General features: G+C 54.5%; 25 protein-coding genes. 21 read left to right on the forward strand and 4 right to left on the reverse strand.

The window, feature by feature from the left end:
* Nucleotides 1-3 precede the first annotated feature (3 nt).
* The 8 genes from CHH75_RS17575 (at nt 4) to CHH75_RS17610 (ending at nt 7,148) form a co-directional block, all read left to right on the forward strand.
* Complete coding sequence (locus CHH75_RS17575; protein ID WP_095266196.1) at nt 4-810, forward strand: hypothetical protein; 807 nt, start codon at nt 4-6, stop codon at nt 808-810.
* Between the two features lie 34 nt (nt 811-844).
* Nucleotides 845-1,354 (forward strand): WXG100 family type VII secretion target, encoded by a 510-nt coding sequence (locus CHH75_RS17580; protein WP_095266197.1) that lies wholly within the window; start codon nt 845-847, stop codon nt 1,352-1,354.
* Nucleotides 1,355-1,516: 162 nt separating this feature from the next.
* Nucleotides 1,517-1,792: a WXG100 family type VII secretion target gene (locus CHH75_RS17585; RefSeq protein WP_095266198.1), complete on the forward strand. Its 276-nt coding sequence runs from the start codon at nt 1,517-1,519 to the stop codon at nt 1,790-1,792.
* A 161-nt stretch (nt 1,793-1,953) separates the two neighbouring features.
* Entirely contained in the window at nt 1,954-4,056 is a 2,103-nt protein-coding gene (locus CHH75_RS17590; RefSeq protein ID WP_095398793.1) for a serine/threonine-protein kinase, read from the forward strand.
* A gap of 21 nt (nt 4,057-4,077) precedes the next feature.
* A complete protein-coding gene (locus CHH75_RS17595) occupies nt 4,078-4,830 on the forward strand; it encodes a vWA domain-containing protein (RefSeq protein WP_095266200.1) in 753 nt (250 codons plus the stop codon).
* 5 nt (nt 4,831-4,835) lie between these two features.
* Nucleotides 4,836-5,669, forward strand: a complete 834-nt coding sequence (locus CHH75_RS17600) for a hypothetical protein (RefSeq protein WP_095266201.1) — start codon at nt 4,836-4,838, stop codon at nt 5,667-5,669.
* Nucleotides 5,670-5,870: 201 nt separating this feature from the next.
* Nucleotides 5,871-6,668, forward strand: a complete 798-nt coding sequence (locus CHH75_RS17605) for an SDR family oxidoreductase (protein WP_095398794.1) — start codon at nt 5,871-5,873, stop codon at nt 6,666-6,668.
* A gap of 84 nt (nt 6,669-6,752) precedes the next feature.
* On the forward strand, nt 6,753-7,148 hold the full coding sequence (locus CHH75_RS17610; protein WP_095398795.1) for a DnaJ family domain-containing protein: 396 nt from the start codon (nt 6,753-6,755) through the stop codon (nt 7,146-7,148).
* 90 nt (nt 7,149-7,238) lie between these two features.
* Here the strand turns inward: CHH75_RS17610 and gluQRS are convergent, their stop codons facing one another.
* On the reverse strand, nt 7,239-8,207 hold the full coding sequence (gluQRS, locus tag CHH75_RS17615; RefSeq protein ID WP_095398846.1) for a tRNA glutamyl-Q(34) synthetase GluQRS: 969 nt from the start codon (nt 8,205-8,207) through the stop codon (nt 7,239-7,241).
* A 198-nt stretch (nt 8,208-8,405) separates the two neighbouring features.
* On the opposite strand from gluQRS, the gene hrpB reads away from it, so the two are divergent.
* The 5 genes from hrpB (at nt 8,406) to CHH75_RS17640 (ending at nt 14,764) form a co-directional block, all read left to right on the forward strand.
* Nucleotides 8,406-10,910, forward strand: coding sequence for an ATP-dependent helicase HrpB (gene hrpB / locus CHH75_RS17620; protein WP_095398796.1), 2,505 nt, complete (start codon nt 8,406-8,408; stop codon nt 10,908-10,910).
* A 346-nt stretch (nt 10,911-11,256) separates the two neighbouring features.
* A complete protein-coding gene (locus CHH75_RS17625) occupies nt 11,257-11,619 on the forward strand; it encodes a replication termination protein (RefSeq protein ID WP_095266205.1) in 363 nt (120 codons plus the stop codon).
* Between the two features lie 37 nt (nt 11,620-11,656).
* Nucleotides 11,657-12,667 (forward strand): Gfo/Idh/MocA family protein, encoded by a 1,011-nt coding sequence (locus CHH75_RS17630; protein WP_095266206.1) that lies wholly within the window; start codon nt 11,657-11,659, stop codon nt 12,665-12,667.
* A 162-nt stretch (nt 12,668-12,829) separates the two neighbouring features.
* Complete coding sequence (locus CHH75_RS17635) at nt 12,830-14,110, forward strand: MFS transporter (protein ID WP_095398797.1); 1,281 nt, start codon at nt 12,830-12,832, stop codon at nt 14,108-14,110.
* An 84-nt stretch (nt 14,111-14,194) separates the two neighbouring features.
* Complete coding sequence (locus tag CHH75_RS17640; protein ID WP_095266274.1) at nt 14,195-14,764, forward strand: winged helix-turn-helix domain-containing protein; 570 nt, start codon at nt 14,195-14,197, stop codon at nt 14,762-14,764.
* Nucleotides 14,765-14,882: 118 nt separating this feature from the next.
* On the opposite strand, the gene CHH75_RS17645 is transcribed toward CHH75_RS17640, so the two are convergent.
* Nucleotides 14,883-15,437 (reverse strand): TraR/DksA C4-type zinc finger protein, encoded by a 555-nt coding sequence (locus tag CHH75_RS17645; RefSeq protein WP_095398798.1) that lies wholly within the window; start codon nt 15,435-15,437, stop codon nt 14,883-14,885.
* A 200-nt stretch (nt 15,438-15,637) separates the two neighbouring features.
* Between CHH75_RS17645 and CHH75_RS17650 the strand changes: the two genes are divergently transcribed.
* Nucleotides 15,638-16,015 carry a DivIVA domain-containing protein gene (locus CHH75_RS17650; protein ID WP_095398799.1) on the forward strand — a complete coding sequence of 126 codons (378 nt, stop codon included), beginning with the start codon at nt 15,638-15,640 and terminating at the stop codon, nt 16,013-16,015.
* A 47-nt stretch (nt 16,016-16,062) separates the two neighbouring features.
* Here the strand turns inward: CHH75_RS17650 and CHH75_RS17655 are convergent, their stop codons facing one another.
* Entirely contained in the window at nt 16,063-16,566 is a 504-nt protein-coding gene (locus tag CHH75_RS17655) for a cupin domain-containing protein (RefSeq protein ID WP_095398800.1), read from the reverse strand.
* 386 nt (nt 16,567-16,952) lie between these two features.
* Here CHH75_RS17655 and CHH75_RS17660 point away from each other — a divergent pair, with 386 nt between their 5' ends.
* The 5 genes from CHH75_RS17660 to CHH75_RS17680 all read left to right on the forward strand — a co-directional run bounded on the left by CHH75_RS17660 (nt 16,953) and on the right by CHH75_RS17680 (nt 21,843).
* Nucleotides 16,953-17,840 carry a BglG family transcription antiterminator gene (locus CHH75_RS17660; protein ID WP_095398801.1) on the forward strand — a complete coding sequence of 296 codons (888 nt, stop codon included), beginning with the start codon at nt 16,953-16,955 and terminating at the stop codon, nt 17,838-17,840.
* Nucleotides 17,841-17,854: 14 nt separating this feature from the next.
* Nucleotides 17,855-18,355: a PTS sugar transporter subunit IIA gene (locus tag CHH75_RS17665; RefSeq protein ID WP_095266212.1), complete on the forward strand. Its 501-nt coding sequence runs from the start codon at nt 17,855-17,857 to the stop codon at nt 18,353-18,355.
* A 163-nt stretch (nt 18,356-18,518) separates the two neighbouring features.
* Nucleotides 18,519-18,797 carry a hypothetical protein gene (locus CHH75_RS17670; RefSeq protein ID WP_095398802.1) on the forward strand — a complete coding sequence of 93 codons (279 nt, stop codon included), beginning with the start codon at nt 18,519-18,521 and terminating at the stop codon, nt 18,795-18,797.
* A 5-nt stretch (nt 18,798-18,802) separates the two neighbouring features.
* Nucleotides 18,803-20,269, forward strand: coding sequence for an N-acetylglucosamine-specific PTS transporter subunit IIBC (gene nagE, locus CHH75_RS17675; RefSeq protein WP_095266214.1), 1,467 nt, complete (start codon nt 18,803-18,805; stop codon nt 20,267-20,269).
* A gap of 191 nt (nt 20,270-20,460) precedes the next feature.
* Nucleotides 20,461-21,843 carry an amino acid permease gene (locus CHH75_RS17680; RefSeq protein ID WP_095266215.1) on the forward strand — a complete coding sequence of 461 codons (1,383 nt, stop codon included), beginning with the start codon at nt 20,461-20,463 and terminating at the stop codon, nt 21,841-21,843.
* A gap of 15 nt (nt 21,844-21,858) precedes the next feature.
* Here CHH75_RS17680 and CHH75_RS17685 read toward each other — a convergent pair whose 3' ends face one another.
* Nucleotides 21,859-22,485 carry a LysE family transporter gene (locus CHH75_RS17685; RefSeq protein WP_095398803.1) on the reverse strand — a complete coding sequence of 209 codons (627 nt, stop codon included), beginning with the start codon at nt 22,483-22,485 and terminating at the stop codon, nt 21,859-21,861.
* A 276-nt stretch (nt 22,486-22,761) separates the two neighbouring features.
* On the opposite strand from CHH75_RS17685, the gene CHH75_RS17690 reads away from it, so the two are divergent.
* Nucleotides 22,762-23,667 carry a DUF72 domain-containing protein gene (locus CHH75_RS17690; protein ID WP_095398804.1) on the forward strand — a complete coding sequence of 302 codons (906 nt, stop codon included), beginning with the start codon at nt 22,762-22,764 and terminating at the stop codon, nt 23,665-23,667.
* Between the two features lie 215 nt (nt 23,668-23,882).
* Nucleotides 23,883-26,759 carry a 2-oxoglutarate dehydrogenase E1 component gene (locus CHH75_RS17695; protein ID WP_095398805.1) on the forward strand — a complete coding sequence of 959 codons (2,877 nt, stop codon included), beginning with the start codon at nt 23,883-23,885 and terminating at the stop codon, nt 26,757-26,759.
* Nucleotides 26,760-26,763: the final 4 nt, after the last annotated feature.

Consider the following 26,763-nt stretch of genomic DNA (forward strand, 5'->3'; position numbering starts at 1 on the left):
ATAATGTTGACGATTCGTGCTTCCAAACAGGATACGATTGCACTGAGCGAGAAGGAATTTTTCTTCTTGGCCGGAATCATCGGTTCGGACCGGTTGCTTGGCGTGGAGGACCCGTTTAGCGGGTATCTGGCCGAGGAAATTGCCGAGGAATGGGAAAGAACGAAGGAGTCGCTGCTCAGCAAGCAGTATTTGCTCCTGAAAGAGAGCGGGGAATTGTCCATCCCGCCTGAAGTGTTCTCCCGGGTGGCGATTGCAGGTCTTTCGGACCGCGCATGCTGGTTGAAATACGAAAATCAGGATAGGGAATTTGAAGGATATTTGCATGTGACCGATGAACGTGTCATCCAGGTATGCAGAAGCGGCGAAAAAAACCGATATTACATGTTGAGTGAACTCGGTTCCATCGAGCAAACCTGCGATCAACTGGTGGAGGATTTGGCGCTCAGCGATCAAAATTGGGGGGATATTCCCGCCTTGCTGCTCAGCCGAAAAGAATTCGGGGACATCTACACCTCCGCCTCTGAATTGACATCGGACGAAATCAGCGATCGGTTGGCCAGATTAACCGATGATGAGGAAGGTTCCATCGCGCTTGCAAAATGTTTGAAAAACAAGGTTTCCTCAGGGGAGCTTCAGCTGTCCATATGGAACGGATTGAATTGGGAAAGTCAAAATGCTGCATTTGTTGTGAATGAGTCCATGAATTGGCTGCTGCGTATGAGCCTGGAGGGGGACCAGGACTGGCTCACCGCGGCGCCAGCTACAAAAGAGCAGTTTCGTCATATGCTTCTCATGTGGCTGAAACAGTAAGATGCCTGTATGACCGTATGAAAGGTGAGGACCTATGCGTATTTCTGTTGAGCCGGAATCTCTCCGGACGTTAAGCCGCCAGCTTAAGCAAAGTGGCGATGAATATCTGGCGATTACGAGAGCGCTGAACGAGGCGATAACCTCGTTAGTCTGGGAGAGCTCTCACAGCACCGCAGTGATGGATGAGTGGCAGACAGCCAAGCGTCTTGGAGAGCATCTGGGGACTCTGCTTGGGCAGATGAGCCAATATCTTCAGAGCAAAGCGGATCAGTTCCAGGAAACCGATCACGAGTATCGAACGATTCTGGAGCATGTCCCGGCAGGGGCGGTGTCCGCGGCTGCATTGTTTGCCGCTTCCAAATTGGAAGGGCGCACGTCGATATTGCCCGAATATGGGAACTACTCAACAGTGATTTCAAATCCGAGCTCAGTTGCCGCGGTGGTCGGCGTAAGCAGTTCGGAGAGTGGCAGCACGGTGAAACAGGCGGCTCTGGAAGGACAGGGATGGACGTTTACCGATCCTTCTCTAGGTATTGCTAACTGATCGGACTGCCATTTTTAGGGATAAAGACTGGAAAATGATTCAAACCGGGACGTTCAGGGTAATTGGAAATTAGGTCCGATGACATTTTGATAATCAAAGACCCATAGGCTAAGATTTCAAGTGTCACAAAAATCAGAAAAGTTGATCAAGGAGGTTACATACATGGCAGGACGCATTTTAATTACACCCGAACAAATCGACCAGGTAGCGAATCAATTTAAACAAAGTGGTGATCAAAGCCAGCAGATCGTCACCAGCCTGACTCAATCCATCAACGGGATGGAAGGTCAATGGGATGGTATGACGAAGCAGCGCTTCTTCCAGGAGTTTCAAGAAGCCAGCCGTCTGATGAACTCTTTTGTTCAAACGCTGGAAAGCATCAGCACTGAGCTGAGAGCAATCTCTCAAAAGTTCCGCACTGCAGACGAATCCCGTTAATTCGGAAAATCAGTCATCATGGTTCCTTTTACTATATAATAGCTGCATAGACACAGAAAACCGGGTCTGCTTCTTCAGCCCGGTTTTCTTGCCATCCAGAAGTTATTGTGGGTGCGGGCCGTCTATGTAAATTGAATGAAGCGCTACGTGAGGTGATGTTCATGGCTTTTCAGCCCAACCCGGGCGATCGGATTACGATTAATGAAACAACGTATATTGTTGGACAGCATCCGGCGGCTCCAGGCTTAGCTTATGCCCAGGCCGGAAGACAAGGTATCGTGTACCAGCTGATTCCGGAACATGGTGAAATTTCTGAGGCGAGGGCCTTGAAGGTGTTCTTCCCTAAATTCCGGATTCCGGCGATGGTGTATCAATCGGAGCATATGAGCCCATACAGCGAAGTGCCGGGGCTGGCCGTATGCAGTCGAGAGGTGCTTACTCCCGAAAAAAACGGAGACTTGATAGCGGCATATCCGGATCTGCTCTATGCCGTCGTGATGCCGTGGATTCATGGGGTCACCTGGTTTGATGTCATCAGCGAGCAGCGCTCGCTGAATCGCTCCGAGAGCCTGATGCTGGCCAAGTCGCTTGCTGCGATCGGCTCGAAAATGGAGCAGCGGGGACTCGCGCATTGCGATTTGTCCGCTCCCAACGTCATGCTTCCGTTTTTTTCGGAAGTAAAGTTACCGGAGGAACAATCGGCTGTCGAACTGGTCGACGTTGAGCAGATGTATAGTCCGAAGATGGACCGGCCGGATGTGCTCCTTGCCGGCTCGCCGGGATATGCGGCTCACCGTACCGTGCACAGCGGTTTATGGAGTGCGTACGCCGACCGCTTCGCCGGCGCGGTCATCATTGCCGAAATGCTAGGCTGGAGCGATCCGGCGGTGGTCAGCAAGGCATGGGGAGAGAGCTACTTCGACCAGCATGAAATGCAGACCGCTTGCGAGCGGTACTTTCTGCTGAAAAAGTCGCTGGAGAACCGCTGGGACCCTGCGGTTGCCGAGCTGTTCACACGCACCTGGGACAGTCAGGATGTGCGAAGCTGTCCTACGTTCGGCGAGTGGTTGATTACGCTGTCTGCACTCTCGCCGGCGGAGCCCGAACCGGAGCCGGTCCAGGAGACGGAGACGGCCTCGCCTGCGCCTGTATCAGCCGCAGCTTCAACTGCGGAAGCGGCCGACATTCCGGACGAAGTGCTGGCGGCAATTCATTTGCCGGCCGGGACGCGGGAAGTGAATGAACAGGTCATTGAGCGTCTGTTTCATCAGGCCCGCGATCTGGAGAACGAGGGGGATCTGTCAGGAGCGCTCGAAATATTCCGTTCCGCCTATCATTTTGTGAAGAAGGGGAGCCCGCTGGAGGTTGAGCTGGCAGCGGCGATTGGCGGTTTGGAGGAGCAGCTTTATCCGCCGGAGTCGGATAAAGCGAAAGGATTTAAGGCGCTTCTAACTTCCCGGAAGTTTATGATTTCCTCGGCGGCAGCACTCGTCATTTTGACTGGCTCAGCCTTTACGGTGAATCAGATCCTGGCCGACAAAGCGGTCAGCAAGCAGCAGCAGGAAGAGCAGCGCCGGCTTGAAGAGGAAGCTCGTCTCCAAGAAGAAGCAAGATTGCAGGAGGAAGCGCGCAAGCAGGAAGAGGAGGCGCGGCAGGCTGAGGAAGCCCGGAAAGCCGAGGAAGCGCGGCTGGCTGAAGAGGCGAAGAAAGCGGAGGAGGCCGAGCTGGCCCGCAAGGAAGAGGAACGGGCAGCGCTTCAGGAGAAGTATGAGCGTCAGGCCAGATATGAGGCCTATCTGGCTCAGCTGGAGGAGAAGAAGAAGCGGCAGGAGCTTCAGGAGAAGTATGACCGCCAAGCCAAGTACGAGGCGTATCTGGCCCAGCAGGAAGAGAAGAAGAAGCAGCGGGAGCAAGAGGCCCAGCTCGCAGCCGCGCAGGCGGCAAAGACCGAAGCGGAAGCCAGAGCCAAGGCGGAGCGGGAGGCGGCTGCCAGAGCAGAGGCTGCGCGCAAGGAGAAAGAAGCAGCCGAGCGCTTGAGGAAGCAGCGGGAGGAGAACGTTACCGAGCTGACCGCGCTTTATAAAGCCGCTTTTAACGCCCAGAAGGCAGGGAACAAGGATCGCGCGAAAAATTTTGCCCGTGAATTTGTCAAAATCTATGATTCGGATGCGGCCTATTACCGAACGGTCACGAATATGAGAAGCCGCTACAACAATGCCGTGAAGTTTATAGAAGACGAAAGTCACTGGATGCCAAGTCTGTAACAGGGGTGAACGTAACTCACGATGAACTATACCATTCAAGCATCGCAGCGCACGCCAGCGCTTATCATATACCTTATTGACATCAGCGCTTCGATGAACATGCTCATGGAGGATCGCAGACGGATCGATATCGTCTACGATGCCTTGTCCCTTGCCATCCGGCAGATGGTGTTCCGTTCGACCAAAGGCAACCGCCTTACACCGCGCTACCGGATTGCGATTCTGGCCTATAGCGACGATGTGTATGACTTGCTGAACGGAATCAAAGGGATCGACGAAATTGCAGCGATCGGCTCTCTGCCTGATTTGACGCCGAAGCGTTTCTCCGATTCGGCGAAGGCGTTTCTTCAGGCCGAACGGATTCTTCAGGCCGAAATTCCGAATATGCAGGATTGCCCTGCGCCGCTCGTCTGCCATATGACAGACGGTGTGGCAACAGGCGACGATCCAGAGCCGATTGCACGCCGAATTATGAGCATGAGCGTGCCGGATGGCAATGTGCTGGTCGAGAATATATTCATCTCTGACCATCTGCTGGACCAGCCGATTGCCGAGCCGCGGCGATGGAAGGGCATTCTGCCCGATACCGATCTGAAGGATGAACACGCCCGGAAGCTGATGAACATGTCCTCGGTGCTTCCGGAAAGCTACAGGGAGATGCTGGTGGAAGCCGACTATCAATTGAGCCCGGGCGCCTTGATGATGCTTCCTGGCACTTGCCAGGAGCTCGTGTCGATCGGGTTCCAGATGTCGGCAGCGACACCGGTGAGGTGAGCCTCATGAGACGGTCGAATGCAAGAGCAGAGGCGATGTCATCCTATTCGTTTACGGATACCCGTTATCGTTACGAGAGCAAGCAGACCGGGGAGCAGCCGCTGACAAGGGTAGAGGGGCGTTTTACGTGCCGATACGCATACGGCAGAGCTGCGGAGACGGTGAAGCTGTCCGAGCAGGGGCAGGACTTTATGGCATTCAGTATGAATGACCAGACCTGCTGCTTTGTGCTGTGCGACGGGGTCGGTCTGAGCTATCGCGGCGATGTGGCTGCACGCTTTCTGGGACAGCGTCTGATGTCCTGGCTGACAGCAGCCGACCAGCCCTCCGGCGCCGCACTGGAGAAAAGGCTGAAGGAGCTGACGGCGGAAGCGGAGGGGGAGATCAATCGGCTGGAGGTCGATGACGGCACCCCCGAGCTGCTCCGTGACGTGCTGCGGGAGAAGCAGCGCATGGGCAGCGAGTCGATGTATATATGCGGCCGCATCGAGCTGCCTGGCCGTTTCCAGCGCAAGGGCAGGCTGTGGCTCGCCTGGCAGGGCGATTCCAGAGTGCGCCTGTGGCGGCATCACCAGGAAGTTACCGCCGAGCTTGGCGACCGATTCCGGACGACAGAGCGCTGGTCCACACGTACAGGTCCGATCGGCGGCAAGCCTCATGAGTATGAATGCAGGCTCGATCAAGGAGCAGGCTATCGGCTGCAGCTGTACAGCGATGGCTTGAATGATCTTGATCCGTTAACGGAGCTGATCCCTGACGAGCAGGTGCAGGTGCTGTTTAATGCGCGTCACACCGACGGGCTTGAGGATGACGCTTCCTTTCTGGAAATTGTATGGTAGTCCGCGAGAATGGCATAAGGATGATAAGAAGCTGAGCGAACGATAGACTGACATATCGGAGGACGATATGGCCGAGGTCTCGTTAGGCTCGGCTTTTTTTGTGATGGGATTTTTTGCGAAAGCGATTATAAATCTGTTGCAATTGGGTAATCTTGTGACAGGTGAACCTAAGCTGTTACTAGAAAAGGAGCGTGGATCTGGATGAACCAAGCAAAGGAACGATTTCATGGGAAGACGGCTATCATTACCGGTGCAGGATCGGGCATCGGCAAGGCAGCAGCGCTGAAACTGGCTGCGGAGGGCGCGAATGTGGCGTTGTTCGATTTGTTGGATGATCGCACGAACGAGACGGAAGCCAAGATCAATGCCATTCGGAACGGGGCGGCCAGAGCGTTTGATGTCGATACGAGCGATCCTGCCCGTGTTGAGAAGGCGGTTCTGGAAACGGTTCAAATCTTCGGCGGCGTAGACATCGTGTTTGCCAATGCGGGCATTAACGGCGTGCTGGCTCCGATTGAGGAGATGGAGCTGAAGGACTGGGAGAAGACGCTTCAGGTTAACTTGAACGGAACATTTCTGACCGTGAAATACTGCATCCCTCATCTGAAGCAGCGCGGAGCCGGCAGCATTATTGTCACCAGCTCGGTCAACGGCACGCGCACGTTCTCGGGCTTTGGCATGGGCGCATACAGCACAACCAAGGCCGGGCAGGTCGCGTTTGCCAAAATGGCCGCACTGGAGCTGGCCCGGTACAAAATCCGGGTGAATGTCATCTGTCCCGGCGCAATTTCCACCAACATTGACCAGAGCACGAAAAAGAGCGAGGAGCTGGAGGAGATCGTCATTCCGGTAGAGTACCCGGAAGGCAGCCAGCCGCTGAAGAATGGACCGGGCAAACCGGAGGAGGTGGCCGATCTTGTCGCTTTCCTCGCCTCGGAGGAATCGCGTCATATTACAGGCGCCCAAATCTTCATCGACGGAGCCGAGTCGCTGCTGTAAGCGCCCAACAGGCCCCCTTGCTTGGATTATGACCGGCTTTCGGATAAGATAGAGGTAAAGCGAAACCGAAGGAGGATGCAGAAAATGGGCATCTTTTCCCGATTGGCCGAGGAGCGGATCGAAGAGGCTGTGCGCAGCGGGGAGCTGGACAATCTGGCATATGCCGGAAAGAAACTCCCGATCGATGATCTTGCTCATATCCCTGAAGATTTGCGCATGTCATACCGCATGCTGAAAAATGCCGGTTATGTGCCGGAAGAGGTCAGTTTGCGGAAGGAATGCGTCCGCCTTCATGACCTGCTCACGGCTTGCCGCAATGAAGGAGAGCAGGCGGAGCTGAAGCGCAAGCTGAGTGAGAAGGAGCTGCGGCTCCGGATGCTGCTGGAAGAGCGGGGGCTTAGCGCAAGCAGCGCCTTTTTCCAGTATGAGGACAAGGTGAGAGATCAGCTGACCGGCAGCGGTAAGGCGGAGCAGGAGTAAGACGGTTTGCGTTATCAACTGCTTGTATTCGATCATCGACAAAGCGCCAGCGATTCCCTGGATATCCGGGAGTCGCTGGCGCTTTGCAGTTCAAGGGTGTAGCGGGAACAGGAGCCGGAACGCTTCGTCGGTCAGCCGGATCGGCTCGCTGCGGACCTTCGAGAGGTCGAATCCGCCCACTAGTTCGCTCGGGGAAACATCTTCCGGGCGGTCAAGCAGGCCTGCCGACCAGGCGAGCCATCCGACCACATGTTGGGGCCGGATGCCCTGGGCCCGCAGAAATGACAGGCTGAGCCCGCGGCTTCGCTTGGCCAGCCGTCGGCCTTCCGCATCCACGATCAGCGGCGCGTGGGCGAAGCTTGGCGCGTCATAGCCCAGCTTCTGGTACAGGAGGAGCTGCCTTGGCGTCGAATCCAGCAGATCAGCCCCTCTTAATACATGCGTGATGCCCATCAGCGCATCGTCCACAACGACGGCGAGCTGGTAGGAAATGATCCCGTCCGCCCGCTTCACAACGAAATCGCCGCCATCGGACAGGCGGCATTCATTCACCCCGGCAATGCCGTCTTGAAACAAGAGAGGATCTTCAGGCGTGATGATCCTCAAGGAGGGCTGCTTGCGCACGGCCTTCGCCTGGGCTTCCTCGGGGCTAAGCCGTCGGCAAGTGCCGGGGTAACGCTTGCCCTCGGAAGCCAGTCCGTGCGGGGCGCTGGCCGCGGCAGCGATGTCGGCACGGCTGCAGTAGCACGGATACAGCAGCCCTTGCTCATGCAGCTTCTGAAGCTCGTGCTCGTACAGCTCTTGCCGCAAAGACTGGCGATACGGTCCGCACGGACCTCCCCGGTCAGGGCCTTCATCCCAGTCCAGGCCCAGCCACTTCAGATCGTTCACCAGCGCTTCGGCCAGGTCCTCTCTGGAGCGGTTCACATCAATATCCTCGATACGCAGAACGAATTGACCGTCCGCGCTTCTCATCTGCAGCCAGCTCAGCAAGGCGATCAACGCATTGCCGATATGCATCTTCCCCGATGGGGTCGGGGCGAAGCGCCCGCGTGGCATGTTGTGCTGCATCATCATTTTCACCTTCCGACTTATCCGACCTCAGTACGATTCATGCTATCGTTAACCTTACGCGAGCAGGAAAGCTTGAGCGGCGCTTAGCCGGATTCTCACTTCCTGAAGCTTGGTTTGCGGTTCAACTCTCTATTATAATAAAAAGTACTTCAGAAAAATAGGATAGGATGACGTGAGGTTCATATGAATAATTCCTTGTTACCGATTCATCAAGTGCTGCCCCGACTACAAGCCGCTTTATCCGAAGGGTCGGCCGCTGTGCTCATTGCGGAGCCTGGCGCAGGCAAAACGACACAAGTTCCGCTGGCTCTGCTTAAAGAGCCATGGCTTGGAAATAAGAAGATCATCATGCTGGAGCCGAGGCGCCTTGCTGCGCGCACGGCCGCCCGTTTCATGGCTTCTGCCATGGGCGAGCAGACCGGGGAGACGGTCGGCTACCGTGTGCGTTCGGAAAGCGTTGTCGGCCCGTCTACCAGAATCGAGGTGGTGACCGAGGGCATTTTGACCCGGATGCTGCAAGGTGATCCTTCGCTCCCGGACGTCGGGATGATCATCTTTGACGAGTTTCACGAGCGAAGCCTTCCGGCTGACACGGGGCTTGCGTTTGCGCTTGAATCCCGCGCTGTGCTGCGGGAGGATCTCAAGCTGCTGGTGATGTCCGCCACGCTTGATGCGGAGCCTGTCGCCCGTCTGCTGGGCGGGGCTCCCGTCATTCGGAGCGAGGGTCAAAGCTACCCGGTGGAAACGGTCTACTGGCCGCAGTTCAGCGCAGCCGGGAAAGATCTGCCTCACTCGGTTGCCCGAGCGGTTCTCCAGGCGCTGCACGAGCAGGAGGGGGACATGCTGGTGTTTCTCCCCGGCGCAGGAGAGATCCGGAGGACGGCGGCAGCGATTTCGGCCGGCCTCACGGGCACCGGTGTCGTCATTCGGCCGCTGTACAGCGCGCTGCCGTTTCGCGAGCAGGATCTGGCGATTCGGCCGGATGCGGAGGGCCGGCGCAGAATCGTGCTCGCCACCTCGATTGCGGAGAGCAGTTTAACGATTGAAGGCGTGCGTGTGGTGGTGGACAGCGGTCACGTTCGGACAGAGCTTGTATCTCCGCGCACTGGCCTGCCGCAGCTCGTCACCAGGCGGGTGTCCAAAGCCTCGGCCGATCAGCGCCGCGGCAGAGCCGGACGTCTGATGCCCGGGGTATGCTACCGGCTGTGGAGCCCGGAGGAGCATGCCAGGTTGCCGGACATGGAGGTGCCGGCAATCCGGCAGTCGGATCTGGCTCCGCTGGCGCTGGAGCTGGCTGCCTGGGGAACGCGCGACCCGGAGCAGCTCGCATGGCTGGACCCGCCTCCGGCCGCCGCGCTCGGGTCGGGGCAGCGTCTGCTCCGGCGACTCGGAGCCCTGGATGAACGCGGCGCGATTACCGATCACGGGCGGGAGCTGGCCACCCTTGGCCTGCATCCGCGCCTGGGGCATATGCTTGTGAAAGCGAAGGCGCTCGGGGCTGCCGCGCTCGCTTGCCGACTCGCCGTGCTCCTGCAGGAGCGGGATCTGCTGCGCGGAAGCGAGGCTGCCAGAGACTGCGACATGAGGACGCGGCTTGCCCAGCTGCTGACTTATGAGAGCGCCGGACGGCTCTCGCAAGCGGAGGAGGAGCAGCTGCCGTCCATAATGCGGGAGGTCAAACGACTGGCACGGCAGCTTCAGATTGACGAAGGAGAACGGGGGGAGCCGGAGCTGTGCGGCCTGCTGTTATCCTTTGCCTATCCGGACCGCATCGGCAAGAACCGGGGGGATGGATCCTTCCTTCTGGCTAACGGCAGGGGGGCCAGGCTGGCCGAGCGGCAGCCTCTGAGCCGCGCTTCATACCTAGTTGCAGCGGCCATTGACGACAAGGGAACCGACGGGCATATCCAGCTTGCGGCTGAACTGGATGCGGCGATGATCGAACGCCATCATCCGGAATCCATCCTTGTTCATAAGGAGGTCAGATGGGACGCAGGCGCGGGGGCGGTCAGGGCGAGAAAGAGCTGGAAGCTGGATGCGATTGTGCTCAAGGAGACGCCGGACCCGAATCCGGCAGCGGAAGAGATCGCAGCAGCCGTGCTGGACGGTATGCGATCCGAAGGTCTGGGACTGCTGCAATGGGGTAAGGCTGACCTTCAGTACCGGGAGAGAATGGCCTTCATGCATGCCCATAATCCCGATTGGCCGGACGTATCGGATGAAGCGCTGCTTGACCGCATGGAGGACTGGCTGCTTCCCTTCCTGGATCGGGTGGAATCCCGGCGCGATTTGCAGCGGCTGAAGCCATCAGCGATGCTGGAGCAGCTGCTGACCTGGGATCAGCGCCGCCTGCTTCAGTCCGAGGCGCCGACGCATATCCAGGTGCCGAGCGGCTCGAAGATTCCGGTCGATTACAGCGATCCGCAGCGGCCGGCCCTCGCCGTGCGGCTCCAGGAAATGTTCGGATTAAGCGAGACGCCGCGAATTGCAGGCGGGAAGGCGGCGCTGACGATTCACCTGCTGTCGCCCGCCCAGCGGCCGGTTCAGGTGACTTCGGATCTGGCAAGCTTTTGGGCTCATGGATATTTTGAAGTGAAGAAAGATTTGAAAGGGAGATATCCGAAGCATTACTGGCCGGATGATCCGTTAAAGGCCCAGCCGACGAGCCGCGTCCGGCCCAAGTCATAATCCCGGGGAGGACAGGCGTGTTTTGCCGCTGGCAGATGAGGGTAATGGTTACATATTGATGAGAGCAAGCAGCCTGCTTCCGCTGCGATAAGCGCATGATGTTGATCGGGACGAGGGGCAGGCGGCTTGGCTGATCAATATTCTGTAATTTCACTATATGAAAAATTCACAGAAATAAAATGACGGGTATGCCGTATCCCCTGCTCCTTCGTCCACTTAGCTACTTTTCGTGCTCCAGCTTCCTTCTCCCATGCCGTTATAAAAGCGGGCTTCCGTTATGCACCAAGGGAAATGTTGGTTTATAATGGTTACAAACGGACAAGCTGCGGGAAAGGAGACGGGACGGATGGCATTTATGATTGCGCAAAGAGCGTTTATTAAACTGTATCTGATCACGATGGTGGAACAGCATCGCGGGTACGGCTATCAGATGCTGGAGGAGCTCAGGCAGCAGTTCAAGAGTCATGGCTATGCGCCGCCGCAGAGCGAAATCTATCGTGCGCTGCATGAGTTGGTGCAGGAGGGAGTGCTGTACCGGACCAAGCAGCTGAAGGGAAACGACCCCCGTGTCGATTTCCAGGAAATCGTGCTGTACCATTTTACGGCGGACGGTGCGGAAAAGGCTAAGCTGTACAAACAGCAGGTGAAGCAGGATCTGGATCGCTGTCTGGGCATTCTTCATAAAGCGGTGAATGACAACTACGGATGACCTGAACATCCATCGCAACCAAAGGAGGAATGACCCTATGGGGAAAAAACTGCGCTTTGGGATTATGAGCACGGCTCGGATTGCTAAAAATTCAATGATACCCGGGATATTGAAGTCTGAACGCTGCGAGGTGGGGGCGGTGGCCAGCCGCGATGCGGCCAAGGCCAAGGATTTGGCGGATCGTTATCAAATTGGCAAGTCCTACGGCTCCTACGATGAACTGTTGGCGGACCCTGAGATTGATGCAGTCTACATTCCGCTGCCGAATCACCTTCATAAATCGTGGACCATCAAAGCCGCGGAAGCGGGAAAGCATGTGCTGTGTGAAAAGCCGGCAGCGCTGACCGTAGCCGATGTGCGCGAGATGGCCGAGGCAGCCCGGAAGAACGGCGTGCTCTTCGCGGAAGCCTTCATGTACCGTTATCATCCGAAGCATGCGCGGGTGCGCGAAATTATCGAGAGCGGGGAGATCGGGGAGCTGCGCGGCATACACGGCTCGTTCACCTGCAACAATGCGGATGATAAAAGCAATGTCCGCTACAGCAAGGAGATGGGCGGCGGTTCCATCTATGATCTGGGCTGTTATCCGATCTCGGCTGCGCGGATGATCTATGGCCGCGAGCCGCTCGCTGTGACGGCCCATGCGCTGTTCTCCGAGGAGCATGGCGGTGTCGATATGATGGTGCATGGCATGATGGAGTTCGAGGGCGGTCTTGGCCTGACATTTGAATGCGGCATGTGGACCTATGCTCGCTGCTCGCTGGAAATCGCCGGGACAGAGGGAAGAATTGAACTGCCGTCAGCCTTTGGCTGGGAGCGGATGGAGCATATGAGCCAGATTCTGGTTCATACGCCGAAAGGAACGCGGGAGGAGAAAGTCGGCATCTACAATCACTTTGCACTCCAGGCCGATGCGCTGGCTGCTGCGGTGTTCGATGGAGCCCCGCTTCCTTACGGTCCGGAGGATGCCATTCGCAATATGAGCGCGCTTGAAGCATGCCTGACTGCGGCACATTCCTCATCGCGCGTGCAGGTTCTCACAGAATAAGAAGGCATACCGCATTTCAACGTAAATCGTCCTGATCAGGGCGGTTTATTTTTTTTGTTGCAATTTTCCTCCACATCGTTAAAATAAAATTAACGTTAAAATTATTTTAACGTTATAAAAATATGAACGTTTGTATAATTTTAACGAGAGGAAGATGGAAAAGTGGAGAGGACCGCCGTATTGGAACAGAAGCAAGGGCTGCGCGAGCTGATGAAGATTCGCTCGTTCATGGTGTATGTCGCCGCTCAGACGATGACGAGATTCGGGGATTCCGTGGATTCGATTGCTTACAGCTGGCTTGTCTACATTCTGACTGGTTCGGAGCTGCTGATGGGATCCTTGTTTGCTTTCAATTTTGTGCCTAATCTGTTATTCAGTCTGTTTACAGGAACGCTCGTCGATCGTTGGTCGAAAAGGAAGGTGCTGGCTGCGGTATATATCGGGCGGGGCGGGATGGTGGCTGTGACCGCAGCGCTGTATGCCTTGGGATGGCTTGAAGTATGGCATTTATTTGCGATCACCTTTATCATCTCCACGCTGGAGTGCTTCTCCAAGCCGGCCGAGATGTCGGTTGTGCCTAGGCTGCTGCCGAAGGAGCAGCTGCTGGCCGGCAATTCAATCTTCAGTTCCTTGAATCGAACGGCGGAGCTTGTTGGCTTATCGGCTGCCGGGGCGCTGATCGCTTTCATCGGAATATCGGGCACAATTCTGGTGGTCAGCGTCACTTTCACTGCTGCAGCGGTGACCGTGCTGACGTTGAGGGGGCTGGACGCCCAGGATCCGGCAGCTGATGAAGAGGAGAAGGCAGGCGGGGCGGTGCAGAAGAGCAGGACCATGATCGCAGATATTAAAGAGGCGCTTGCCTTTGTGAAATCCCATTCCTTGCTCCTTGGCACCACGGCGCTGGCTGTCGTCATTAATTTCTGTGTGGCGCCGCTTAATGTGCTTCAGCCCGTCTATGTAAGAGAGTCGCTCGGAGCGGGCAGCGCGGGGATGAGCGTGCTCGGGACGGCGCTGCTGCTCGGCATGATTGCCGGCAGTCTCGGGGTCGGACAATACGGCAAACGTTATAAAAAGAGCACGCTGATCTTTACCGGCTGTGTCCTGCTTGGCGCATGCTATGCTGCGCTCAGCATTCCGGTAATGCTGCCCGCCTATCGCCTGGAGACCGCGGCGGTGTTCATGTTCTTGCTCGGGGCTTCCGTCAGCATCCTGAATACTCCGATTTCCACCTACCTGATGGAGGTCACGCCCCGACATATGCTCGGCCGCATCGGCTCGTTGCTGGGCGTGCTCAGCACGTTGGCCATCCCGCTGGGAGGCTTTCTTACAGGGGTGGTCGCACAATATCAGACACCGCAAACGCTGTATATGATCATGGGGCTGTTCATGTTGCTGCCGGTGATCGTTCTGGGCAGGCGGAAGAGTTTTCGGGAAATCTAGTATGCGGACACTTTGATATTTCCCCATCCACACCCTATAATAAGAGACGGTAACTATTCTCAATCCGGAACTGGGGTGTTCGATGTGGAAACGAAAGAGCTGAGAACGCTGGAGGAAGTTAAAATATATTCGGATCCATATCGTCTCCAAATTTTGCAATTGATGCACAAAATGAACCGTCCGGCTACGGTGAAGGAGATTGCCGACGAGATCGGGGATGCGCCGGCCAAAGTGCATTATCATATGAAGAAGCTGGAGCGGATCGGCATGGTGTCCATGGTGTCCACCAAGGAGATTAACGGTATTATTGCGAAATATTACGAGCCGTTTGCCGGAATGGTGCAGATTAAGCATGCCACCAAGGAAGGCCATGGCGAAGAGCCGATGATCAAGGAACTGATTCGCTCGGAGACGAACAAGCTGCTGTCCACGATTTTTAATCAGAACAAGGAGCATTTCTTCAAGCAGATGGAGCAGTCCGAACCGTCGGCTGGAAATATGATAACGAGCACGCTCTACATGACGGAGGAAGAGAACAAGCAATTCGTGCTGGAGCTGGATCAGCTGATTGAGAAATACAAGAGGAAGCGCGATGAAGAAGACGTTCATGAATATGAGTTCTTTACCACGATGGTTCAGAACAAAAGGAAATAGCGTCATTGCAGGCAGAAAGCTGGCCCCGACCGGGAGCCAGCTTTCCATTCTATTTTCTGCGAATCTTTCATATTCATGTATAGAGAGGGAGAAGCTTCAATATGGGACGGAGGCGACCTTACTCCTTGTAATCATCGGTCCCCGGCTGTGGCGACAGTGCAGGCGAGGTGGACGTTCCGTAATCCTGGACGGCTTCCCATGCGCCAGCATCGTCGAATTGGCCGGCATTCCGCTGGCGATTAACCCCTGCGCCCGAAGGTGGAGGCGTCATGACCTGTTCTTCTACAGGGCGTGAGTCCTCGGAGCTGTGGCTGGATGCATGCTCGATGCAGTGAATCGTGCTCGGCAGCGCCTCCAGCCGTTCATAGGGAATGTCCCGGCCGCACACGGCACAGGTGCCGTAGCTGCCTTCGTCCATTCGTTGGAGGGCGGTATCAATCCGATCCAGCTCTTGTGCCTGCTTGTCATGTATGGCGAGATCGCGACTGCGTTCGAACTCCTCGGTGGCCAGGTCAGCAGGGTGATTATCGGCTGCGCTCAGTTCCCCGGTCGAATCGCGAAGAGAATCTTCGCCGGATTGCTCCGGAGACCCGATCAGCTGTTCCAGCCTTGCTTTGTCCTGAAGAAGACGCTGTTCAAGTTCGTTCAATTGCGGTTGTGTCAACGCACTCATCGTGAGTCTCTCCTTTCGAGTCGTTCTATGTTTTGCATTACCCGCATGGACGGGACGGCAATCAGTCTTTCGGAAGGACAGGGAGGTGTTTTTGGAACTTTCTCTAAAAAAGCCCCGGGGTGGTTTTATTCTAAGACCCGGATATGATATAAAAAAGGTAGCAAGTTACTGGCTGCATCAACGGATGGAGGTAAATCGCAATGGATGAGCATATGAAACGCCGATTAGACAAGCAGAAGAAACTTTTTCGGCAGCTGGGTATTCAATTGGATGCTTTGTCAATCCATGAGAAGGAATTTTCAACCAAGCTTCGCGGCTACGATCAGGAAGAGGTCGATACCTTTCTGGACGATGTGATAAAAGATTACGAGCGTTTTTACGCCACAATTTCCGACTTGATGGATAAATGGCAGGAGCAGCAGATCATCATCCGGGATTTGAAGGCCGGCATCAAGCCTGAGCCTGAACGGCCGACCCTGGACCCGCTCAAGCTGGAGGAGACGGTGGCCAGACTTGAAGCGGACCTGAAGATTTTGAAGAAGCAGATTCGCCCGGAAGAGAAGTTCTTTATCGAGTGAACTACATAGATTTGATGCTGCAGAACAAAAACCACGATGCAACGCGTTTAACGGTTGATCGTGGTTTTTCGTTGGTTGGCCAGCCACGGCGGGGATGGGGAGGCAGCGTTCTGCCCGGATTTAAGCTGAGTTGTCTGATTCGCCGCCTGTTCCATCACCGGATAAATTTCTGAACGCCACGGCAGCAGCTCTTGTTGATGAGGCCTGTCCTGATTGTAGATCAGAAGGAGTTTCGTGCTCGGGGTTAGCGGTGTCAGCCAGTGGTACCATCCCGGTGGCGCATACGCGGCTTGACCCGGCTGCAGGAGGTAGATATGCGGGTTCTGCGCGGAAGGATCGGCAAGCGCGTAGCTTATTTCTCCGGATAAAAGGTAGCATAGCTCCCCGGCATCCGGGTGGCTATGGGGTGGAAGATGACCGCCGGGCTCCAGATGAACCTCGCTCACACATATCGATTCCATATGCGGAAGCTGCCCCGAGGAGAGATGGGCATAGCCTCTGCCCCGAAGGCTGCTGGCCTGGCTTCGTAGATCATAGCGATGTCTTGTCATCGTTATCCAGGACTCCTTCTTTGCCAATAATAGATGAAGAGGGATTATTCTATCTTATTCCAGGTCCGTTCCAGGTAGAATCGCTTTGAGCCCATATTACAAGCCGGGCTGTTGACGATAGGAAGCATCGGCATGAAGGTGCATGTCCGGATAGATGTAATGGACGGGTACGGGAAAAAGATCGAACATTGACGAAATCCGTGCAATTGTTTATGATGGCAATATCTATTTATATGGCGTGTTACCTTTACAGGGCATGAGCCAAGAAGAGATTCCCGTTAGCGGGTGTCTTATTCTTGGCTTTTTGTTGTGGATTCCCTGAAATGATCCTTGTCCATAAGGTTATGGCATCATCCAGGCATACTATACAGGAAAGGGGGAAGAACATGCGCGGAGACGAGACATATACAGTAGTACGGATCATAGGCAATAATGTGGTGATGGTGCACGGCGGAGCGAAAGCTTCGGAGTATGTCATAATTGGCAAGGGCATCGGCTTTGGAACAAAAATCGGCGATGAGGTGTCTTTGGATGACTCCCGCGTAGAGAAGCTTTTCAAGCTGGAGGATCGGGACCAATTGAATCAGTTCCATGATCTGCTTGAGGAGTTCGACCCCCTGGTCATGGAGGTTGCGGACAGCATCATTAACAGCATTTCTCAGGAATTTCCGGGCACGCTAAATAACAAGGTGTATCTGGCCCTTCCAAGCCATATCCAGTTTACCGTATTTCGTATTCGCAAAGGCATGGACATTATCAATCCTTTTCTTGAGGAAACCCGAATCAGCTTCCCCAAGGAGTACGACATTGCCGCCAGAGCGGCCGCAATGATCGAAGAAGCGTTTCACATCGAGGTTCCGGAGGATGAAGTCGGTTTTTTGACCTACCATGTCTATTCGGCTGTCAGCCATGTGCCGGTCGGACAGCTTGTCAAAGCCTCAAACCTTGTCAGCCGCCTCGTCGATACGATTGAGCAGGAGCGGAAGATCGAGTTCAACCGGAGCAGTATGGATTATGTCCGGCTGCTGACGCATTTGCGTTTCTCGGTGGACCGGATCATGAACCAGACAATGGATGTTGACAATTCGTTTGCCGATCAGATTCGCAGCAGATTTAAGAAGGAATATGCACTGGCCAAGCGTCTGGGTACTTATATGAAGCAAGACTTGAACCGGGAGGTTCCGGAATCAGAGATCTGCTTTCTGGCGATGCATCTGTATCGCTTGTTTCAGGGAAGGAAAGCCTCTAAAGATGACCCCAAGAAACCACATTAAGGGAGGAAACCATCATGTTTGGAAAATGGAAGAAGAAAAAAGCAGCTTCACCTATCGAGATCAAAGCTCCGCTGACAGGAAAGGCGGTGCCGCTGTCCGAGGTGCCTGATGAGGCTTTTGCCGCAGGACATATGGGACAGGGCATTGCGATTGAGCCGGCCGAAGGCCGGTTGGTGGCTCCTTTTGACGGGACAGTCGCGCATGTAATCAAATCCAAGCATGCTGTCATGCTCGAAGATGCACAAACGGGACTGCAGTATTTGTTCCACATCGGCATCAACACCGTCGGTCTGAAAGGCGAGGGCTATACAAGCCATGTCAACACAGGCGATCAGGTGAAAGCCGGTCAGGTGCTGATCGAGTTTGATATGGAGGCGATCCGAAATGCGGGCTATCCGCTCATTACTCCGATCATCGTCACCAATGCGGATGAACTGGCTTCCAAGGTGGAAGGCCAGACGGGACATGTTGCTGCCGGTCAGGATGTTGTCCTGAATGTGGAGCTTAAAGCATAGAATATGCTATATAGGCTGCGCTGGTATGAGCAAGACCGTAAAAAACTAGGAGTCTATAATAAGTATTGACAGCATTGACATGCTGAATTAAGCTTGAACACAGCATTATATCATTCATTGGCGTGTTACCAGTTGTGGGCATGAGCCAAGGAAAGTGGACCTGATGACGCAGGTTTCTTTTCTTGGCTCTTTTTTTGCTGCTATTTTTCTTCCGGATCACTTCTCGCATGGCAGAATAGTTCCTGCTCACTTGCCGGATGATAATCGTAACCGCCGGAATAATTATGAATTTTGTCCACAACTAGCCGGGCAGCAATCAGGTAATAAACCGCTGACGATTGACGATCAGCTTGAAGTTGAGCAGCAGGCCTGCGACGGCAGGGAGACGCGTCATTTTGAAGACGGTTTTACAATAAACCATTTTAGATCAGAGAAAGGATGATTTGAATGTTAGCCAAGTTACAAAGGCTGGGGAAATCGCTGATGCTTCCTGTGGCGACATTACCGGCAGCCGGGATTTTGCAAGGTTTTGGCCTCATCGATTATGAGAATGACCTTCATCTCGGGGCAGCAGTCGGTGGATTCTTGAACACGTATTTTGCTCCCTTCTTGAATGCAGGGGCAGGAGCGATATTTGGGAATTTGGCGCTTATTTTTGCAATTGGGGTAGCGATAGGATTTGCAGGGGATGCCGTAGCGGCGCTGTCAGCTCTTATTGCTTATCAGGTATTGATCAATGTGATGGATGCAGCTCCGGCTGCTTTCGGTTGGATTCCGGATGATACCAGTCTAAATATGGGGATTCTTGGCGGTATTATAGCGGGGATATGGTCAGCGTACCTGTACAAGAAATTCCATAATATCAAACTTCCTGACTGGCTTGGCTTCTTCGCAGGTAAACGTTTTGTTCCGATCATTACAGCGGCGAGCACGATGGTGCTGGCCGTATTGATCGGCATGATCTGGAGTCCGATCCAGGAAGTGATCAGCTCATTCGGCATGTGGGTGGTCGGCCTTGGCGGCATCGGCTCATTTGTGTTTGGCGTTGCCAACCGCCTGCTGATCCCGATCGGGCTGCATCATGTTATCAATGCAATCGCCTGGTTTCAAATCGGCGACTTTACGAATGCGGCCGGTGAAGTTGTGCACGGTGACTTGCACCGCTTCTTCGCCGGAGACAAATCGGCCGGCATGTTCATGACGGGCTTCTTCCCTATCATGATGTTTGCCTTGCCAGGGGCAGCTTTGGCATTTGTCCATACCGCAAAACCGGGGAAAAAGAAAATTGTTGCCTCCATCTTTATGGGTTCGGCGCTGGCCGCGTTCCTGACAGGCATCACCGAACCGCTGGAGTTCACTTTTATGTTCGTAGCGCCGATCCTATATCTGGTGCATGCAATCTTGACAGGGGTAGCGGGTTACATTATGTACGCCTTGGATGTGAAGCTCGGCTTCGCATTTTCGGCAGGCTTGATTGACTATCTGGTCAATATGAAGCTTTCGACGAATGCCTGGCTTCTCATTCCGGTCGGTCTTGTCTTCTTCCTCGTATACTACTTCCTGTTCCGGTTCATTATCCAAATGTTCAATCTGAAAACACCGGGCCGATCTGACGACCCGAATGAATTTGAGATGGACAGCGATGCCGGGGAAGCTGGTTCAACCGCCACCGCCTCGACAGACAGCAGGGCAGCCAAAATTTTGACTCACATCGGGGGCGCTGACAACATCGAATCCGTGGATGCATGCATTACCCGCCTTCGCCTCGTTGTCAAGGACGATCAGGTTGTCAACGATGCAGCGCTGAAGCAGCTTGGCGCATCAGGGGTCATGAGACTTGGCAAAGGCGCAGTCCAGGTTGTGTTCGGTCCGCAATCCGAGTCGATCAAGGACGAGATCAAAAAAATGCTGTAGGGCAACACATGAACCGGCAGGGCCGGAGACGATAGTCTCCGCCCTGCTTTTTATATATACATACAAGAGAAAGACAGCGGGTTCATTTACTAATTGGCAGTTGTGTACATAATGTCGAAGCAAACCCTTCATACTAGATTCAACTGTGCACAAAATCGCTCTGTGTGTGAATCGGGTAGGGAGGACAGAACGTGGAACATACTAAACATCGTAAACGAACTGAAAATACGCTGACCTGGTGGCAGCTGGCGCTGCTGGGGGTCGCCTCGACGATTGGAACCGGTTATTTTCTCGGCTCCAGCCTGGGGATTCGGCTGGGCGGACCGGCCGTGCTGATCTCGTTTGTGCTTGCGGCAATCGCTACGTTCATTGTTTTTGACGTGCTGGCACGCATGACAGCCGAAGATCCGCGTGAAGGATCGTTTCGTTCCTATGCCAAAAAAGCCTACGGCCGCTGGGCAGGCTTCTCGTCGGGCTGGATGTACTGGTGCTCGGAAGTGCTTATTATGGGCAGCCAGATGACGGCGCTCGCGATCTTCTCGCGCTTCTGGTTTCCTGCTGTTCCGATGTGGATATTTGCGGCCGGCTATGCCGTCCTCGGATTGTTGGTCATTTGGATCGGGAACAAGGGCTTCGACCGGCTGGAGAACGTGCTTGCTGTCATTAAGGTGGCGGCGATTGTGATGTTCCTCGTCATTGCCGCTGCGGCTCTGATGGGCTGGCTAAGCGGCGGCACACAGCCGAAGGTGCCTGCGACGGCAGGAGAATGGTTTCCGACGGGCGCGCTGGGCCTGTGGTCCTCCCTCATCTTTGCTTTCTATGCTTTTGGCGGCATCGAGGTGATGGGGGTGATGGCCATCCGGCTTAAAGATCCGAAGGAAGCGCCGAAATCGGGCCGGGTCATGATACTGCTGCTCTCGATTGTGTATGTGATCTCGCTTGGACTGTCGCTGATGATGGTGTCATGGCGTCAATTTTCACCGGAGAAAAGTCCGTTTGTGGTCGCGTTAAGCTCGTACGATCTTCCGTTCATCCCTCATATCTTTAATGCGGTGCTCATCGTGGCCGGCTTCTCCACCATGGTAGCGTCGTTGTATGCGGTGACGACCATGCTCGTGACGCTGTCCGAGGACAAGGATGCGCCGAAGCTGTTCGCCAAAAAGAAATTCAAACGCAAAACTCCGGTGTTCGCGCTTGGATTGACCGCTGGAGGACTGATCGTATCGATTGTTCTGTCGCTCATTATGCCGGGGAAAATCTATGAGTTTTTGACGACAGGCGCAGGACTGATGCTGCTGTACAACTGGTTGTTTATTCTGATCTCCGCCGGAAGAATACTGAAGCTGTCTGTCTGGGGTCAGATCAAACGCTATACAGGAATGCTGCTCATCGTGCTGGCCGTTGCAGGCACCGCCTTCCATCACACCAGCCGGCCGGGGCTCTGGATCAGTCTGGCATTTGCTGCAGTCATCTTGATCGTGGTGCTCATCATGCAGTACATCTGGCGGAAAGCCGAGAAGCGCCAGAAGGAGCATGGCAATGACTCCAGGCTGCGGCCGAAGCCGGTCAGATGAGCGCCATGAAGCGGGTTATCCAAACAGGGCAAACACAGCCCGAATTCCAAAGTAGATGCCGAAGCCGACGAGGGATAGTCCGGACAGAATGGAGATCAGGGCAAGCGCGCCGTCGCTCAGAAACTTGCGGAAGGTGCTGGACAGCGTTGCCATGAAGAAGTCCCAAACAATGACGCCGAGAATGACCGCCAGGCTGTAGAGCATCAGATCGCCCGTTCCGTGGTCGGCAGCGGTTTTGACCAGGACAGAACCATAAATGCCAAGCCAGAACAGAATCGTCATCGGATTAGAGATGGACATGAGGAAGCCGGATACAGCCGATTTCCACAGCGACTCTTCCCCCTTGGCCTCGCTGATGGAGACGGTCCTGGAGTTCAGGATGCTCTCTATGCCTGTATAGATGAGTACAAATGCGCCAAAGAGCCACAGAAACGTCTGCATGAACGGTGTCTCAAGAAAATGGACAACGCCGAGATACACCATGGCCATGTACAGGATGTCCGCCGTCACCGCACCGATACCGAACATCCACGCATGCCAGAAGCCGCGTTTGATTCCTTTGTCGAGCTGAGCCGCATTAATCGGGCCGATTGGGGCCGAGAGGGACAGTCCAAGAAGCATGTAGCTTAAAAATAAACTCATCGTTATCCACCTGCCGTATCATTTATTATTACGAAGACTGCGAAGGCTTGTACGATCACTGTTTGTTCCCATTGTATTCAGGGGCATGTCCTATTTATGACACCATGAACGAAATAATTGATGGATTGCCGCTGAATAACCGCGCCGTTGAGGCGCGGTTTTATTTGGGCTTCAAAGTCTGGTAGGATATAGATTGAAGTTGGGACATCAGGGTAAGTATGAGGTAGCGTCTCTATAGAAACGCTGGCCGTTATGGAACAGATGGAGTGAGTGCTTATGTCGAGTGAAGGACTTGCGCAGCGTGTACATATCGGGTTGTCCGGCTGGGGCGATCATGACAAGCTTTACGATGAAGGCGCGAAGGCCGGTGATAGGCTGGGGATGTACGCGCGGCATTTTCCGGTAGTGGAGATGGACAATTCGTTCTACGCTATTCCCTCTCCGGAGCAGATGGGCAAATGGTGTGATCAGACGCCGGAAGGCTTCGGATTTATTGTGAAGGCTTTTCAAGGGATGACCGGACATGACCGGGGCAAGGGGAAAAGTTATTACCCGAACACAAAGGCGATGTTTGATGCGTTTAAGCAATCGGTGGAGGTGCTGAGGGAGAAGGGGAAGCTGCGAGCGGTCCTTTTCCAGTATCCGCCATGGTTTCAATGCGAGCGCAAGCATGTTGAAATATTGAAGCGGACCCGGGAATGGATGGGCGACGCTCCGCTGGCGCTTGAATTCCGGCATCAAAGCTGGTTTGAGCCGGGGATGCGCGAGAAGACGCTGGCATTCATGCAGGACGAGGGCTGGATTCACAGCATCGTGGACGAGCCGCAGGCAGGAGCCGGCTCCGTGCCGACTGTCCTTGAGCCGACCCGTGAGGATGCGGTGATGATTCGTTTACACGGCCGCAATATGAACGGGTGGAATTCCGGCGGGCAGGAGAACTGGCGCGAGGTGCGGTACCTGTACCGCTACAATGATGAAGAGCTTAGAGAGTGGCGGGATCACGTGCTCAAGCTGCTTAAGCATGTGCGGCAGTGCTGGATGATTTTCAACAACAATTCCGGCGGCGATGCCTCCGACAATGCGAAACAGCTGCTGCAGCTGCTCGGCATGGACAGCGGTCCCGAGCCGCTCAGGCAATTGGACTGGTTTGAATTACCCGGTATTTCTCAGGAAATAGAATGAAATGGAAACTCATACAAAAGTTATGTTGAAGAAAGGCGAAATCGTCAATATTTTGTCGCAAATCCATCTGTTTCCGAGATCAATATTATATAAAAAGGTTATTTTCGGTCTGATGCGGTTGTGTATTATAATGGGAGTGTAAAGAAAACGTTTAAATTTTAATAAAGAAATTCCGTCCAAGTACTATCAAAATAATCTGACGGAGGGAGTCAGCGATGAAGACCCTTGACAGAATGGCAGAAGGGCCCTGGCAGAAATATCACGGTCCGAACTTGGGGTACATTCAAGACCAATACGAGAAATATTTACAGAACCCTGATGAAGTGGAGCCTGGATACCGCGAGCTGTTTGCTAGCTGGGGACCGCCTCCATTTTTGGAAAACAATGAAAAGAAAGCGGATTCGCAGGGACAAGTAGCCCCTCTTGACCGCAACTTGCTGAAGAAGAGTGTGGATGCAGGAAAACTGGTATGGAATATTAGAACCTACGGCCATCTTGCCGCGGATATCGATCCGATCGGCATCGGCGAAGAAGCCGACACCCGATTGCTTCAACCGGAAACTTATCAGCTCAGCCAAGCAGACTTGGCTGCTCTGCCCGCGGAGATTGTGTGGGAGAATGCGCCTGGGGATGTGAAGAACGGCTGGGAAGCTGTTCAGCGGCTGCTGAAATTATATACGGGCACCATCGCATATGAATTCAGTCATATCCATGATGAAGAAGAGAGAAACTGGCTTAACCATCAGGTGGAGTCCGGGCGGTTCCCGGTCAGTCTGTCTGCGGAAGAGCGCAGGGATCTGCTGAAGAAGCTGCTTGAAGCCGAGCAGTTTGAAGAATTTTTGCACCGGACCTTCGTAGGGGCCAAGCGTTTCTCCGTCGAGGGGAATGAAGCGCTTGTTCCGTTGCTGGATGAGATTGTGCGTGAACTGGCCGAGGTGGATGTGGATTCGATCTTGATCGGCATGGCTCACCGCGGACGTCTGAATGTGCTGGCTCACGTGCTGGGCAAGGACTACCGCAAAATTTTCTCCGAATTCATGCATTCGCCGAATAAACATCTGGTGCCGTCGGAAGGCTCGATGGGCATCAACTATGGCTGGACCGGCGATGTGAAATACCATCTTGGCGCAGACCGTTTCCTGAAGAAGGGCGAAGGGCATGATGTCCGCATTACGCTTGCGAACAACCCGAGCCACCTGGAATATGTTAATCCGGTCGTAGAAGGCTTCGCCCGGGCGGCGCAAGAGGATCGGAGCCAGCCGGGATATCCGAAGCAGGATGTCAACAAGGCGGCAAGCATCCAGATTCACGGCGATTCGGCCTTCCCTGGCGAAGGCGTTGTTGCCGAGACGTTGAACTTTAACAAGCTGCCAGGCTACCGGACCGGGGGAGCAATTCACATCATCGTGAATAACCGGATCGGATTTACAACGGAAGGCAAGGATTCCCGTTCTACCCACTATGCCAGCGACTTGGCTAAAGGGTACGAGATTCCGATCATTCATGTGAATGCGGATGATCCGGAGGCTTGCATTGCCGTTGCGCGACTGGCAAGTGAATATCGCAATAAATTCAAGAAGAGCATTCTGATCGATCTCGTCGGCTACCGCAAGTACGGTCACAACGAAACCGATGATCCGGAAACGACACAGCCGCTGATCTATCAGAAAGTGAAAACTCATCCGACGGTCAGCACCATTTATATGAAGAAACTGGTGAATGAGCAGGCGCTGAGCCAGGAAGAAGTGGATCAGCTAAAGGACCAGGTTGTTCAAGTGCTGAAGGATGCATACGACAATGTGAAGTCGAAGGAGCTCTCGGATTCCGCTCTGCTCGAACTGAACGCCAGCGACGGCAAGAGCCGTCCGGAGCCAGCCACGAACATCTCGGCTGAAAGCTTGCGCGGAATCAACCGTGAGCTGCTGAAATGGCCGGAAGGCTTCACGGTGTATCCGAAGCTGAAGCGGATTCTGGAACGGCGCAGCGGCGCCCTGAATGAAGGCGAGAAGGTGGACTGGGGGCATGCGGAAACGCTGGCTTTCGCCACCATCCTGTCCGACGGCAAGCCGATCCGGATTACGGGCCAGGACGCGGAGCGCGCGACCTTCGCGCACCGGAATCTGGTGCTTCATGATTCGGTGAACGGCAGCACCTTCTGCCCGCTGCACCGTCTGCCGCAGGCGAAGGCATCGTTTGCCATTCACAACAGCCCGCTGACGGAAGAGGCGGTTCTCGGATTCGAGTATGGCTACAATGTGTACTCACCGGAGACCTTGGTCATTTGGGAAGCCCAGTACGGCGACTTCGTCAACTGCGCCCAGGTTATCATTGACCAGTTCATCTCTGCGGGACGTTCGAAGTGGAGACAGAAATCGAGCCTGGTCATGCTGCTCCCTCACGGCTATGAAGGTAATGGCCCGGAGCACTCCAGTGCGAGATTGGAGCGTTTCCTGCAGCTGAGCGGCGAGGATAACTGGGTTGTTGCGAATTTGTCGAGCGCGGCTCAATATTTCCACCTGCTTCGCCGTCAGGCTGCCATCACGAATACAGAGGACGCTCGTCCGCTTGTGCTGATGGCACCGAAAAGTTTGATCCGCAACCCGCGGGTGGCATCGCCGGTCCATGCCTTCAGTGAAGGCGGCTTCCAGAAGGTGTTGGAGCAGCCGGGACTTGGCAATAATCCGAAAAAGGTAGAGCGTCTGATTCTGTGCTCCGGGAAAGTGGCAATCGATCTGGAGGATGCGCTGGATAAACAGAAGGATGAAGATCAGTCCTGGCTTCATATTCTGCGGGTTGAGCAGCTGTATCCGTTCCCGAAAGAGGAGATTTCCCGCGTGCTGCAGAAGTTCCCGAATCTGAAGGAAATTCTGTGGGTTCAGGAAGAGCCTCAGAATATGGGTTCATGGTTCTTCATGGAGCCGAGAATTCGCGAAATTGCGCCTCAGGGAGTCGAAGTCCGCTATAACGGACGTCCGGAGCGCTCCAGTCCTGCGAGCGGCTATCAGGATGTGCATGCATACGAGCAACAGACGATCATTTCTTTTGCCCTTAATCGAAAAACCATTAATCAACAGATCTCATTGGGGAGGTAGCGGC

It is taken from the genome of Paenibacillus sp. 7541 (genome assembly GCF_002276395.1).
In the GTDB taxonomy this organism is placed as follows: domain Bacteria; phylum Bacillota; class Bacilli; order Paenibacillales; family Paenibacillaceae; genus Paenibacillus_AQ; species Paenibacillus_AQ campinasensis.